Genomic DNA, 13,813 nt, shown 5'->3' on the forward strand with positions numbered 1-13,813 from the left:
AAAGTAGCAAAAAAATGAATTATACTGATTTCTTTAAAATGATTCCGGAGGCAAGTCTTGTTGCCGTTCTGATAATCCTTTTCGTTGCTGACTTTATTTCAGCAAAGACCGAAGAACGCAAGTGGTTCAATCCTTTGGCTTGTGCGCTCCTGCTTGCAAACACCATCGTTTGCCTGCTCCCGATGCAGCCCGAAGAAGCCTTTGGCGGCATGTATGTTACTTCGGCTGCGGTAAACGTTATGAAAGCAATCCTCGCTTTCGGTACGTTCATCGTGGTGCTGCAAAGCCGCGTATGGGCAGCAAAGAGCGGAAAAGAGGGCGAGTTCTATATGCTGGTCGTTTCAACCCTATTGGGTATGAACACAATGATGAGCGCGGGCAACTTCCTAATGTTCTTCCTTGGTTTGGAAATGGCATCTGTGCCGATGGCGTGCGTGGTTGCCTTCGATGCCTATCGCAACAATTCTGCCGAAGCAGCAGCCAAGTTCATTCTCACTGCAACCTTCTCAAGCGGTGTAATGCTCTATGGTATCAGCTTCATTTATGCAGCTTACGGCACAATGTATTTCGACGATATTGCTGCCAATATGCAGGCTACACCGCTCACCATCATGGGTTTGGTGTTCTTCTTCAGCGGTCTTGGCTTCAAGATTTCGCTCGTTCCGTTCCACTTTTGGACAGCCGACACCTACCAAGGTGCGCCTACACGGTTACGGGCTACCTCAGCGTAATCTCTAAAGGGGCTGCCGCTTTCACCCTGTTGAGCATTCTGTTCCACGTCTTCGGCAGTATGATAGCCTACTGGCATGTACTTATGATGATTGTCATTGCACTTTCCATCACCATTGCCAACCTCTTCGCTATCCGCCAAGGCGAGCTGAAACGCTTCATGGCGTTCAGTTCCATCTCGCAAGCAGGCTATATCATGCTTGCTGCATTGGGCAACAACTGGGACGCATCGGTGGCATCGCTAAGCTACTACGTACTTATCTATGTGGTTGCCAACATGGCTGTGTTCACCATTATCTCCGTTGTAGAGCAGAACAATGGCAGCAAGACCGAAATTTCAAACTACAATGGTTTCTACAAAACCAATCCGCGTTTGAGTTTTCTTATGACCATTGCTATGTTCTCGCTCGGTGGCATACCTCCGTTTGCAGGTATGTTCTCCAAGTTTTTCGTCTTTATGTCGGGCGTAAAGGGAGCTGACATCACCACAACCGAAGGTGCTTGGATTTACGGCATACTGTTCATTGCACTGATAAACACCGTCGTTTCGCTTTACTACTACCTCAAGATAGTAAAGGCAATGTACATCACCCGATGCGATACACCTATGCCAACCTTCAAGAGCGACAACAACACCAAGTTTGCCCTTGCCGTTTGCACAACCGGCATCGTGCTTTTCGGTGTCTTCAGCTGCGTTTACGAATGGATTGCAGCAGCCGTTTAAGCAAGCAAAAATACATTTTAAATTATAACGAAACGCCCAAAGGAAAGGTTCCTTTGGGCGTTTCGTTTATGGCTGTTAGCGTGTGTGGTTTTTCTAGAATACTTAGATTTTCTAGAAAACTAGTATTCCTAGAGCCCCTAGAATACCTAAGGTTCTAGGAATCCCCGGCTCCCGGCACCCTTGGAAAAGGCTAAGCTCCGGTTTACCACACTCATAATATCCGGCCTAAAACCACGTTATAACTACATGAAGCAACTTTTAGTTTTTGCCTTCCTGCTGCTCTGCACCCCCGCACTGGCGCAAAGCCCCACAACAGCCGAACGCCGGCACATTACTTTCAGCGGTATTTCCCTCAACAACACCGCTGCAGCCTTTGCCGACTCGCTCGTTGCAAAAGGTTTCAAGCCCGAAACCGCCGCACTCCGCCTGCCCATCAACAAAGCCAACACTGTGTTTCGCGGACGCTTCGAAAACATTCCGTGCATCGTCGAAGTAGGACAAAGCCACACCGAAAAGGTAGACACCTTGCACGTATATCTCATCAATGTAAACAACCCGCTGCGAAGTTACAAAATTCTGACCAACTTCTACCGCTCTCATTATGGTGCGCCCATCTTTGAAAACTACTACGACACGCACCTCTTGCCACGCGAAGCCCAACAGCAGTTGGCTGCCGACCCTTTCATCACCATCTTCGCCGTAGACGGAGGCACCGTCCGGTTTTCCTTGAAATACGACGCCCGGCTCTACAACTACATTTACAGTCTCCTCTTTATCGACACCGAAAACGCTCAGCCCATACTCTCCAACGACGACAGCATAATAGAATGGTAAGCCCACAACTCATTGGTTATATGGTAAAAACTGATTTATCACGTTCCTAAAAACAAGCATACACAAGAACAAGTAAGAGAAATTGGGCGTAAGAATGTAGTTTATTACGTTTTTAAAACAAAGCATACTTAAGAACAACTATAAGAAAATCGGGTGTTTGAATTACGATAAACCACGCCCCTACCACTTGTTGCTGCTTGCCAACTTATATCTAACAAACAGCATAAAAGTTATAAAAATTATTCACAAGTCTATCTATAGAATAACTCTCTCGATACCAACGCTTTGCAAACCATAAAATAGGGTTACTCTCGAAACTTTGTTGGAGAAACTCCAAAATGCTTTTGCACGAAGCGGCTGAAATAGGCAGGCGAGGAGAAATCGAAGAGGTCGGAGATTTCGGTAAACGTCATTTCACGCTCTTTCAGCAGCCGCCGTATGTGAACGATAGTGAAACGCAAAATCCAATAGTTGGCTGTCTTCCCACTAACATCCTTGGTCACTTCTGAAAGATACTTCGGTGTTACGCACAATTTGTCGGCATAATAGCCCACTTCACGGTTTTTCACGTAGTCGCCGCGTTCAAGCATCTGCATGAAACGGGCAATAATGTCGGTGTCTTGAAACGAAATGTTTGCCATTCCGTTTAGTGCTGCGTGTATATCGAAGAAGTCGAGAAACATCATTTGCGTAGCGCATATCAGCACATCTTCCTGAAAAGGATTGTCGATGTTTTGCAATCTTTGCTCTATCTGTACGAAGTCATGCCGAAGTTGTTCAAATCTGTCTTTGTCCATTTGCATCACAGGACAGGAATAGAGTGCCAGCGAGCCTTTCATGCCATAGTTGCTGCGGGGCGTACATAGTTCCAAGAAGTCGTTTTTCACATAGATACACATTGCTTCCAAGTCGGCAGAGGGCTGCAATTTCTCCAACAACTGTTGAATGCCAACAATCATTGCTTCTCCCGATTTTAGCAAGAACGGATTTCCATCAAATGTAAAGTCAAACCTTCCACGCATGCAAATAATGTGCGCCACATAATCTTCCATTCCGACCGTACCGAGACGTTCGAGTCCATGCTCTACGATTAAGTTGTTTCTGTTGAATGGCATAAGCTTTATTTTATTGACCTTATGGCAACAAAGATAAGCTTTTTTTTTATACTACAAAGAATTGTGGCACAATTTCCTGACGCAATTCCTCGATTTCAGTATCTTTGTCCTCAAATTATTACACCAATTCACATTATTTCATAAACGGAAAGCAGACAATAAAAGCGTGAATTTTTTTCGCAAGCATAACTATTGCATAACCATCTCGTTATCAACGTTTTGCAAAACCTATTGTTTTGCGTTCCAAAACCGTAGGTTTTGCACGGTAAAAGCGTAGGTTTTGCGATGCAAAACCTACGCTTTCGCAATGTCAAAACGCAGTTGTTACTTTTTAACAGAATTATCTTTACAAGATTAAACGAAAAATTTCTCACTGTTTCATCAGCGGATTTGCACAAAAACACCTATGAGACAGCCTGCTTATCTGCTTTCTTATACCGAACCCACGTTAAAGTTCAAGTTCTTCCAACAGCTTGCCGTACTTGATAATGCAACCATACACAACCTGCATTGAGCCGCTCTACGTCGAGGAGACGGAGCGTCAGACCTTGCAACCGGTCGGCTTCCTCACCGCAATACTCTATGATGGAAGGTGCGCCCTGCCGCCCATCGAGTTGTGGACTGACTACAATACTCAATTCATCGACAAGCCCATGAGCGAAGAAACTGCCATTGACGATGCCCCCTCCCTGCAGCGACAAGCGGTGAATGCCGAAGTCGCGCTGCAAAGTTTCCATGGCTTTGTCGAGATTCATGCCATCGTTTCCTGCGAAGATATAGCTTATTTGCATGTCTTCGAGAAACTCAAGATAGTCGGCACTGACGCATTCAGACAGTACGGCAATGATGTTGTCGCCACGCAATTGGTTGGTTGTGAAGCGCACATCGCCCTCCGGCACGAGAGCAATCATCTGCCGCCGACTGCCGCAGTCGCCCACAAAGGTGCGCAATTGGTCGGGATAAGCCACGTGGCAGGCACAGCCATCAAACCGTTCGGGAAAGAACTGCCTGACGGTAGCCGCTCCGAAGAGCCATGCGTCTGTAGCCAATCGCTGCCCTATGTCGCGATATTGCTCCATTATTTCGCTTTCGTCATAATCTTTATAGGGAGCTGTCCATCGGCTGTTGTCCACTTTTCCGTCCACCGGTGCCATGATATGGCAAATGATATATGGTCTCATTTTTATTTTACGATAGTCTTTCTATATTCTACAACTTGTGCATCTATGCGCTATTTCTTTACGATTTTCTTGCCGTTCACAATGTTGATGCCTCTCTGCAGACTGTTGCGCCGCATGCCGTTCACTGTATATATGGTGTCGTCTTTTGCTGTGCGTGCCGTGGTCGGCTTAATTCTCGTTACGCCCGATTGCGTTTGCCAGAAGCGCACGGCATCGTTCAGCCAGCCTTCGGCGACTGTTCCCTGCCCTAATCCGAAGCCGTGGGGCAAGCCCTCGTAGGCATGAAACTCGGTGGGAATGCCCAAAGCCGCGAGCGTTTGCAGGCGACGCTGCATGGTTTGCCACGATGCGATGCCGTCGGCGGTGCCCACGCAGGCGTAAGTGGGTGCGTCGGTTGCCGACGTGGCAGTATAACCCGTGTATTGCATCACCGCGGCAGCGGCTTGTGCAATGTCGGTTCGCCCCGTAAGCCGGCGCAGATTGTCGGCGTTGCCCAATGCGGCAGCCATTCGTGCACCGGCACTTCCGCCCCAAAGCGAGTAGCCGTCGGTGCGCACACCTAATTCTTCGGCGTGGTCGATAACAAATGTTATGGCGCGGGCAAGGTCTTCCAAAGCCGTTTGTGCACCGGGACGATAGATGAGCGCAAAGGCATTGTAGCCCAGCTTGGATAGTTCCAGTGCGTGGGGATAGCTGTCGTGCATTGCCCCGACGTAGGCAAATCCGCCGCCGGCGTTGCAGATGGCAAAGGGTGCACCCTTGTTTCCGCGGAAGAAGAACAGACCGGTGTTGCGCTTTTGCGGGTCGGCAGCTTTCTCTTCGTCCGTGTATATGTCGTAAAAGATGCGATTGCCTGCGTCTGCATGGGTTTTCATGTAGTTCACTATCTCAACCGTCTTGTCGGCATTGATGTAGTTGTACCACGTGAGTTGCAGCTGTTCGAGGGTCTCGCCGCTCCAATAATCGCGGTTTACAGGGAATATCAGCCTGCCAAAGTCGGCAAAAGAGGGGTCAGCCATTACGTCGTCGATGCGGCTTGTCCGAGTATAAGTCTTGGACGGCCGGGCATTTTCCTTGGGAAAGAAGAATTGCAGGGCGTGGTAACAAAATTCCCACACGGCGTTAAAGTCGTGTCTGCCGCCCGGTTTCTGGTGGTACGAGAAGTTGCGGGCGTTGAATGTTTCGCTGAGTTCTGCCATTGCCATTGCCTGATTGTGGGTTTGTGGCAGCCGCACATCGTCGCTACCCACGGCGTACCACACGTAGAAATCGTCCTTATAGGGCGATGCGTTCACGAGATTTGCCAAGAATGCGGCTGTTTCCTGCGGGTGTGTTTGTCCGCCATACATCTCGATATGCCAGTTGTCGCCGCTCATGGGCAGATACCATCGGGTGTAAGGGAAGGCTTGTTCGAAGACGTACCACGTGGTGATTGCTCCGAGCGAGAAGCCGCCCAGTGCACGGTGGCTGCGCGAAGCCAGCAGTCCGGCATCGTCGGTGGTTTCGGCGTAGGTGCTGTAACGGCTCTCCACGGCAGGCACGAGGTCGTTAATGTATTCCTGCGAGAACACGGCTGCCTCTTGCGTGCTTTCGCCCCAGCCTTTGGCTTGGTTGTCCTTGTCCCACGTGGGCGACACGGCAATGAAGGGTTTCGTCAGTCCCTGCGCGATGAGATTATCGAAGAGGTTCTTCATCTGCGGCATACCGGGCAGACCGAAGTATTGTTCGGCAGTGCCCGTCCAGCCGTGTAGCAGGTAGATGATGTCGTATTTCTTCGAGGCATCGTAGCCGTAGGGCAGGTAGATGTATGCCGGTTTGCGCGTTGTGGGTCGGTCGGCGCGGGTGTAGTCTTTCGATTCGTAGTGCATCAGTTCCACTCGTCCCTGCTCGGCGGCAGACTGAAAGTAAGCCGGCGGCACGGGTGTTGTGGTTTGCATGACGGTTTTCTGGGGCGTATTGTCGCCGTTTTCGTTTTCGGGCGTGTAGGGGTTGTCCGAACATGCCGCGCAGCAAAGTGCCGATGCGGCAAAGAATGCGATTGTTGAAATAGGTTTCTTCATCTTTTCTACTTATTGGTTTCGGCGGCAAAGTTAGCACGAAAACGGGAAACCGCCTTTACACAAAAGTCGGCTTCCCGTTCATTTTTCGGAGAAATATCGGATTGCATTCCATCACGGTACGCTTCTTACCATTTTACCAACCGTTGGTAATAAGATTACCATAGGTCTGTAATCGCATTACCATCGTTCTGTAATCGGATTACCACCGATTGGTAATCCGATTATATGATATAAGTAGTTCGGCTATCCGACGTAAGTAACCCGATTATATGATGTAAGTAACCCTCCAATCGTCAGTCGTCGTAGAAACGAAAACGCTCTTCGTAGGCATCGAAGACAATGTTCTCGTTATAGCCATACTCACGAAAAAGGTCGCAAATCCATTCTTGCTGCTCCGGCGTGAGTGCCCGCTCGCCGTGCAAGTAGCGGTAGTAGGTGCCGTTTCCACCGAGATAGTCTGTGATTTTCGAACGCAGGTAGGGAGCGTGCCGCGCCTTCACGTCGTGGAAAATGTGCTCGAAGCCGACGGCAACACGTATGGTTTCCATTTTTCTGAACAAGGGGCACGTGCCGCCTTTCAGCACCGTCGGCGTAACGGCGTTGGCGGTATCACAATCGTCGGGAATGGTCAGCCCGGCACGATAGCGCAGGCATTCGTCTTTTCGGGCGCATTGGTTGAGAAAGCAGAACGCCCAACCGTAAGGTATTTGTTGATAAGTTAGTTTCATGTTTTCATTTCTTTGATTACAAATTTACATATTAATTGGCTACCGACAAAACGATTGCGGGGAAAAGTTGCCGACTTTTTCATTTTCTGAAAAATTGTTCCCAACAGCCGACTTTTGTGTAAAACGCATCAGAAACAAACAGCGTATCTTTGCCGTATCAATCAACATTTAAAACTTTTGGAAATATGAAAAAGTCAATTTTACTAATCGTCATCATGCTGGCAGCAGTCGGCACAATGCAGGCAAGCAACATTCTCGTGGCATACTTCAGCTGGGGAGGAAACACAAAAGCACTTGCCGAGGAAATACAAAGACAAACAGGTGCCGACATCTATCGCATCGAACCTGCCGTTCCCTATCCCACAGACTACAACACGCTGGCATACACCATCGCACGAAACGAAAAAGAAACCAACGCGCGCCCTGCACTGAAAGAAACCAACCAAGACTTCAGCCGGTACGAATACATCTTCGTGGGCTGCCCCGTCTGGTGGTTCGATGCACCGATGATAATGCACACCTTTCTCGAGACATACAATTTCGCCGGCAAAACCGTCATACCTTTCTGCACCTATTACACGGCTGCCTACGAAACACTCAACGACATCGTGAACGCCACACCCAATTCCAACCATCTCGAAGGCTTGGGCGTCAGCGGAGCATCGAGCTACGACAGCAACGCCATCGGCGCATGGCTCCGCCGAATAGGATTAGACCAAGAATCCACGGCAATAGGCAGTGTCGAGAAGACAGACAAACCGGTGCAGAGCAGCATATACAACCTCAACGGACAAAAGGTGAGCGACAACGGCAATACCGACGGGCTTGCACAGGGAATATATATAATGAGAGGAAAGAAATTCTACGTCAAGTAAATTATGAAGAGTAAAAGTCTAATCCTTGCGTTGTTCGTTGTGGCTTTGGTATCATGCTCGGAAGGGGCGGAATCGGTTGTTCCTGCGCCCGAACCGCAGCAGGACGAGCAACCGCAAGACGAAAGACCGCAGCACTATACCACCCTTGTGAGCAAGACTACACCTTATCCTGACGCCTACGAGCAAGAGGCAAAGCAGCGCGGACAGGTGGTAGAGCTGCAGTACGCCACTCGCGATTATGCCGAAGGTACAGGCGCAGCCCGCAACAATACAGCCAACGTGTATCTGCCCTATGGCTACGATGCCGATACCGGTCGCCGATACAACATTCTCTATCTGGTGCACGGACATTATGGCGACGCCTCCACCTTCCTCACAGCCGACGGTGGACTGTTGCGCAAGGTGCTCGACAACATGATTGAACATGCCGACATTGAACCGCTCATCGTCGTTACGCCTACCTATAATTACGGACGTCCCACGCCTAACTATGTGGATGCCGACCGATATTGCAGGGCATTGCCCCAAGAGTTGCAGCACGACCTGATACCGGTCGTCGAAAGCCGATACCGCACGTATGCCTTAACGGCAGACTCGGTCGGACTGACAGCCTCGCGACATCATCGTGCCATCGGCGGATTTTCCATGGGTGGCGTAACCACGTGGTATGCGCTCGACGAAACGCTCTCGATGTTCCGATGGTTCCTACCTATGAGTGGCGACAGCTGGTCGCTCGGTGCCTTTGCCGGAATGAATCGCCCGACAGAGACATCACGCTATTTGGAACAACGCATACAGCAACAGGGCTACGGCACAAGCGACTTCTACATCTGGGCAGCCAGCGGCACAAGCGACTCCGCTTACCGCGAGACGCTCAATCAGATAGAAGGAATGGCTTCGGCAGGCAGCTTCTTCAATCTGCAAAACATGAGCTTTCACGAGAAAGACGGTGCAAGACACGAATACCGACCGATGACGGAATATGTTTACAACGCCCTGCCATTTTTCTTTCCGAAAAGGTCAAACCCATAACCGCTAAGGGTAAGATACAGTCAGGCACTTGCTATACAGCCGAATATGAAATGCTGAAAGACATCGTCAAAGCCACACCCACAGCCGAACATCGCAACAGCTTGACCGTTATTACCAAGGAAATTAAACAACAAGATGACATTAAAGAAAACGAGAAGAATGAAGAAATTGATGATAACAACGCACCGCAGACGCCTTGCAAGGCACATACGCACGCACGGAGGGCTTCCCCAAGACGGCTCTCGACGGTGCGCACCGGTTCTTGAAAGACTATATCGACTTCTACAAAACGCACTTTTTGAGGAACGAGAAAGGAATGGAAAGAAGATGATAAAAACACAAATATTTTTCGCAAGCGTAATTATTGCATAACGCTCTATCTATCAACGCATTGCAAAGCCTACGCTTTCGCAATGTCAAATCGAAATTCTTGCTTTTCGTCAGAATTATATTTACAAAGTGAATGAAACTTATTTGGTAAGTGTTCTCATATGTATCTGTTGTTGATATTCTTTATGCTATGGATTAATTTCGTGATATGGGTCGAAGAATAGAATATGTATCATGCCGTGTTTTCCCACCATAAAGTATACCCGCGGATTACGAACGTTTTTCTTTCGACTCGCATAATTCGTGTTGTTAGGGTCGAGAGCAAAGTGAAAAATCAGTGGATTAACTTTCGCTATCTTCGGATCGATAGCGTCAAACACCTTTTTTAAGTTTCCCCGAACGTCAGTCCTATAGAAATGCAACTTATGCCCGGCATTCTCTTTTATCTCGTTCAACGTGTTTTCAGAGAACTCTTTCATACGTTCAAAGTACAAATTAGCTTCGTTTCCCTCAAAAGGCTTATGGAATCCATACTCTGTTTCTCCGAGGTCAATTGCATTATATTGAATAGAGATGCATTGACATTGAGAGTCTACAAGATCTTCATTGCTTAACCGTTCACCCAAACTTACCGGCTTTAAATCGTCGGTATCGTCAATAGAAAGTTGTATCATAATTACTTTTTCGCTCTATTACGGTCGTACCGTTCCTTGTAGTAGCCGTGCATAGTGTCTAACGAAATGGAGGTGTTCGAATACTCGTATGGCATCAAACCTTCTCTTTTCTCACTCCAAGGCTTCTCGCTATGTGTTAATAAGATGAGTTGATTTTGTGTCTTAGTACCATACAGCATAATCACTTGTTCAGTTAAATCAATCTCTTCCTTATTGAGTTGCATGCTCTCCTTTAATTCAATAGCTCTCTTTTGTGCTGTTTTTTCATCTGTATCGAAGTCTTCATACTTCAGATGCTCGCACATTCCAGGGACTTTATTCTTATATATATGGAAGATTTCAGGGTAAACTGGACCATTCACCCATGCTTCAGGAGCATTTTCGAACAGTGTATTCTCTCTGCCGAAGCCCACCATATGCCATGCTTGCTCATAGTACAGGATTTTCTGTAACTTAAGCGGGCTTACCGTAATTCCTTTCATTAGCATGGTAATACCAATGTAGGTAGCATAGTCTTTAATATCAACTGTTCTCATTTCCCACTGTTTTAGATATTTGGATTTTAGATTATTTTCATTGTTTCGATGTTGCAAAGTTACATAAAATATCCCTTATCGCCAACTAATCGTGCAAGAAAATCATCTTATGACATTATTCCCTGCCTCTTCATAGTGTAGATTTAGAAACGGGTCGAATCGGTCCTTGCATATAGAATACCTTACGATTGGTGCCCGCAAAAAGATTGTTGCGGACACCAATATATCTGTCAAATGAATGGGTTGTTGCTTTTATGAACAGCCCATTTGAGTTGTTTTATCAGCATCAACCTCAATAGGTTGTTATTGAAAACAACTTATTGAGGTTTCACGAATGTTTATTTCACAACTACTTTCTTCTTGTTCACGATGTAGACACCGCGAGGAAGTGAAGAAAGAGATGCGGTTGTACCGACCTTAGCACCTGAAACGGAGTAGACGGTTTGAGGTGTGGCTGTGTCAGAGGCATTGGCATGGTCGATACCTGCAACTGTAAGAATGGTGAGTTTGCCGTTCTTGTAGCTGAACTTGTAGTTCTGTGCTTCGCCACCACTGATGACAAGGTCGTATTCGCCCGCAGGACTGGCTTCGGTTGCGTGGTAGACACTGTCGGACGGACGGTGAGCACCTGTTCGTTTTCGTTGTTCATAAATCCTCTGTAATGGAGAACGAACTCCGGATTTGGCTGACTTTCTTGGCGTGTAACGTCGTCGGTGCTGACCGTGAGGGTAGCCTTATCAACGGTGAGGACGCCCCCTACAAGCTGTATACTCTTGTCGGTGATGGTTCCGTAGTCGATTTTAATGTCGTATTTGCCCACCGGCGACTTCTCTGTGGCTTCGCAAGTGATGTCCGGTTTGCCCTCGAAGTATTCGCCACGTACAGAGTAGCCGAACTTCGGATTGGCTTCGCCGTATGCACGAACGGTGTTGCGTACAGTTACAATGCTGCCGAATTCCTTTATATTTTTGGTTGGTATTCCTGCCCAACCTCTGTAATTCTTCTTGGTATCGATAGGAACGCGCAGAACGATGGAATTGATTCGGCTGCTGAGCAGTGGGTTTTTACCCACCTTTGGCGGTTGCTGTGCGAATATCTTTATTTCGGAAAGGCTGTGGCAACCTGCCATACTCTCGTCGCCCAAGCCGGTGATGGTCTTAGGCAATACGAGGCGTTTGATGCCTGCGCAGCCTGCAAGGGCGTAGTTGTGGAGGGTGGTTATGCCTTCTGAAACAACGAGGTCGTCTTTCATAAAAGGAACTGCGCTGATGATTTCCTTGCGGTCTTTGGTGTAGAAAACTCCACCATCGTAAACGAAATTGTCGCCGCCGTTGGCCGGAATGTTATCAATGGCTTCGATTGCACGACAGAATGCGAATGCTCCATCGGAGATTGTCTTGAGTCCGCTTGGCAGAACGATTTTCCTAAGACTGTTGCAGCCATAGAAAACACGCTCCGGAAGGTTGTCGTTGGTGGTAGTCAGACCTCCGTCTTTCAGATATGCTTCGCCGCCACTTACTATGCGTGCACCTTTAATATCGAGCATAGAGAGTCCTCCTTGTGTGAATTTCCCAGCATAGTCGCAGCCTGCCATTTCGCGGATAACGCGGAAATCAGAGCCATTGATGTCGCCTGTCAGCGTGAGTTCGCCTATCTTTTCGCGCATATCGGCAGGTATGCTGTCTGCCAATACGCCTGCTTCGGGTAGGTTTATGGTTCGCTTCACAAGGTCTTTGGCTGCTCCGTAAACGCCTCTAATCATATCTTGCTCGGCAGTGAAAGAGTACATATTGTCCGGATTAAGCAAGTCTATCTTGTAGTAACCATCGACTTCGCCGTTCCAACCCCAGTTCACGCTCACCAAGCCGGCTTTGTTATAGCCGTCGATTACAAAAGCGTGTCCGGCATCAACACCCATAGAGCCGGGACTTACACCGCCATAGATGAGTGGGCGTCCTTTAGAAAGTTCGCCGAAAACAATGTCCATCCATTGTTCGTCGGTGTAGTCGGCACGAACAATGTGTGTTGCTTCGGGAAATCCGAAATAGGTTCGCAAACCTGCAGCACAGTCGGTCATAAATGCACCGCTACCCGTGTCGGGACCGCCGTATTGCATTTCGGTAGACACGCCACAGTGTAACATAAGGGTTGCCACAGCGTTAGCTTCAGCTTCGGTGTAATTGCCGCGGTAATTGTCCTTCATGTTTGCCCAGTCGTAAGTGGTGTTTCCGAAGTCGGCAGTGATAGCGATACCGCTGGGATCGTTGACCGGATAATATACCGTGTGTGAGCCTATGCCTCGCACCGGATACTTGAAATAGTTGAGTACCTGCGCTGTTGCCGTTGCCACACAGCCTGTAATCAGTCGTCCTCTCTTCGTATTGGGCAGCAGTTTGTTGTAAGGCATCTGCTGTCCCCACGTTGTTGTGAGCAACGTTGGCACTTCGGCAGCATACTTCGATGGGTCCGGTTTGATGACATTCAGCGGTTTGTTGTTCTTCACAGCGTGGGTTATGACCTCGTCGATAGCCTTCAGCCACCATTTGAAACTAGGGTTATCAGTTTCTACGAAGTTCGATTCCGATACGCCAAGCAGTTCGGGCGCAAGGTCGTCAGCCGAGATTACGGCAAAGCCACCATCGGTATATCCGAACACGGTGTACGTGTTGGTGTGCTTCAGCTCGCGCAACAGGTTTGCCGTTCTTTTTCCGCCCTGCTGTGGAGCGTTCGTTTTGTGCTTGCCAAGTGTGGTCTGCAGATTAATGGCACTTGCAGCAGTCTTCTTCATTTCTGCCTTTGTACGCGGCTTCGCCCATGCAAACGCAGGCACGAGCATCAGAAGCGCAAAGGCTACGAATAGGTTTTGTTTAATTTTCATATATTATATGTTTAAAAAATAAATATCAGATGGGGAAACGAACTGCATTTGCTGCTCGGTTTTCCGTTATCTGCGGTATTGAGAAATATCGGCGTCCCCGACGGATTAAGAACGAGG

Annotated in this window: 11 protein-coding genes and 2 pseudogenes; 5 read left to right on the plus strand and 8 right to left on the minus strand. The window is 48.3% G+C overall.

Features of this window, described 5'->3' with window-relative positions; genetic code table 11:
• Nucleotides 1–14 precede the first annotated feature (14 nt).
• Both JCM15124_RS13305 and JCM15124_RS05070 read left to right on the plus strand, forming a co-directional pair.
• Nucleotides 15–1,453: pseudogene (locus JCM15124_RS13305) on the plus strand (NADH-quinone oxidoreductase subunit N).
• 246 nt (nt 1,454–1,699) lie between these two features.
• Entirely contained in the window at nt 1,700–2,287 is a 588-nt protein-coding gene (locus JCM15124_RS05070; protein ID WP_024998556.1) for a hypothetical protein, read from the plus strand.
• A gap of 305 nt (nt 2,288–2,592) precedes the next feature.
• Here JCM15124_RS05070 and JCM15124_RS05075 read toward each other — a convergent pair whose 3' ends face one another.
• The 4 genes from JCM15124_RS05075 to JCM15124_RS05090 form a co-directional block, all read right to left on the minus strand.
• Nucleotides 2,593–3,402: a helix-turn-helix domain-containing protein gene (locus JCM15124_RS05075; RefSeq protein ID WP_024998557.1), complete on the minus strand. Its 810-nt coding sequence runs from the start codon at nt 3,400–3,402 to the stop codon at nt 2,593–2,595.
• 455 nt (nt 3,403–3,857) lie between these two features.
• Nucleotides 3,858–4,583 carry a dihydrofolate reductase family protein gene (locus JCM15124_RS05080; protein ID WP_024998558.1) on the minus strand — a complete coding sequence of 242 codons (726 nt, stop codon included), beginning with the start codon at nt 4,581–4,583 and terminating at the stop codon, nt 3,858–3,860.
• A gap of 50 nt (nt 4,584–4,633) precedes the next feature.
• The gene (locus JCM15124_RS15020) at nt 4,634–6,643 is read right to left on the minus strand and encodes an alpha/beta hydrolase-fold protein (RefSeq protein ID WP_024998559.1); all 2,010 of its coding nucleotides are present in this window, start codon (nt 6,641–6,643) and stop codon (nt 4,634–4,636) included.
• Between the two features lie 293 nt (nt 6,644–6,936).
• On the minus strand, nt 6,937–7,371 hold the full coding sequence (locus JCM15124_RS05090; RefSeq protein ID WP_024998560.1) for a DUF6078 family protein: 435 nt from the start codon (nt 7,369–7,371) through the stop codon (nt 6,937–6,939).
• 185 nt (nt 7,372–7,556) lie between these two features.
• Between JCM15124_RS05090 and JCM15124_RS13315 the strand changes: the two genes are divergently transcribed.
• Genes JCM15124_RS13315 through JCM15124_RS05105 form a run of 3 tightly spaced genes read left to right on the plus strand, consistent with a single transcriptional unit; the run spans nt 7,557 to nt 9,544 of the window.
• A complete protein-coding gene (locus JCM15124_RS13315) occupies nt 7,557–8,246 on the plus strand; it encodes a flavodoxin (RefSeq protein ID WP_024998561.1) in 690 nt (229 codons plus the stop codon).
• 3 nt (nt 8,247–8,249) lie between these two features.
• Nucleotides 8,250–9,278: an alpha/beta hydrolase gene (locus tag JCM15124_RS13320; RefSeq protein WP_084608882.1), complete on the plus strand. Its 1,029-nt coding sequence runs from the start codon at nt 8,250–8,252 to the stop codon at nt 9,276–9,278.
• 50 nt (nt 9,279–9,328) lie between these two features.
• Nucleotides 9,329–9,544, plus strand: a complete 216-nt coding sequence (locus tag JCM15124_RS05105; RefSeq protein ID WP_024998563.1) for a hypothetical protein — start codon at nt 9,329–9,331, stop codon at nt 9,542–9,544.
• Between the two features lie 252 nt (nt 9,545–9,796).
• On the opposite strand, the gene JCM15124_RS05110 is transcribed toward JCM15124_RS05105, so the two are convergent.
• The 4 genes and pseudogenes from JCM15124_RS05110 to JCM15124_RS13325 form a co-directional block, all read right to left on the minus strand.
• Nucleotides 9,797–10,282 carry a hypothetical protein gene (locus JCM15124_RS05110; protein WP_024998564.1) on the minus strand — a complete coding sequence of 162 codons (486 nt, stop codon included), beginning with the start codon at nt 10,280–10,282 and terminating at the stop codon, nt 9,797–9,799.
• A gap of 2 nt (nt 10,283–10,284) precedes the next feature.
• Nucleotides 10,285–10,818 (minus strand): Panacea domain-containing protein, encoded by a 534-nt coding sequence (locus JCM15124_RS05115; RefSeq protein WP_036885121.1) that lies wholly within the window; start codon nt 10,816–10,818, stop codon nt 10,285–10,287.
• Between the two features lie 338 nt (nt 10,819–11,156).
• Nucleotides 11,157–11,471, minus strand: a complete 315-nt coding sequence (locus JCM15124_RS17150; protein ID WP_373277527.1) for an MBG domain-containing protein — start codon at nt 11,469–11,471, stop codon at nt 11,157–11,159.
• Nucleotides 11,472–11,620: 149 nt separating this feature from the next.
• A pseudogene (locus tag JCM15124_RS13325) lies at nt 11,621–13,696 on the minus strand (C10 family peptidase); the annotation flags it as partial.
• Between the last annotated feature and the right edge of the window lie 117 nt (nt 13,697–13,813).

Origin of the sequence: Prevotella falsenii DSM 22864 = JCM 15124, assembly GCF_000613945.1 — a bacterium.
GTDB classification, from domain to species: domain Bacteria; phylum Bacteroidota; class Bacteroidia; order Bacteroidales; family Bacteroidaceae; genus Prevotella; species Prevotella falsenii.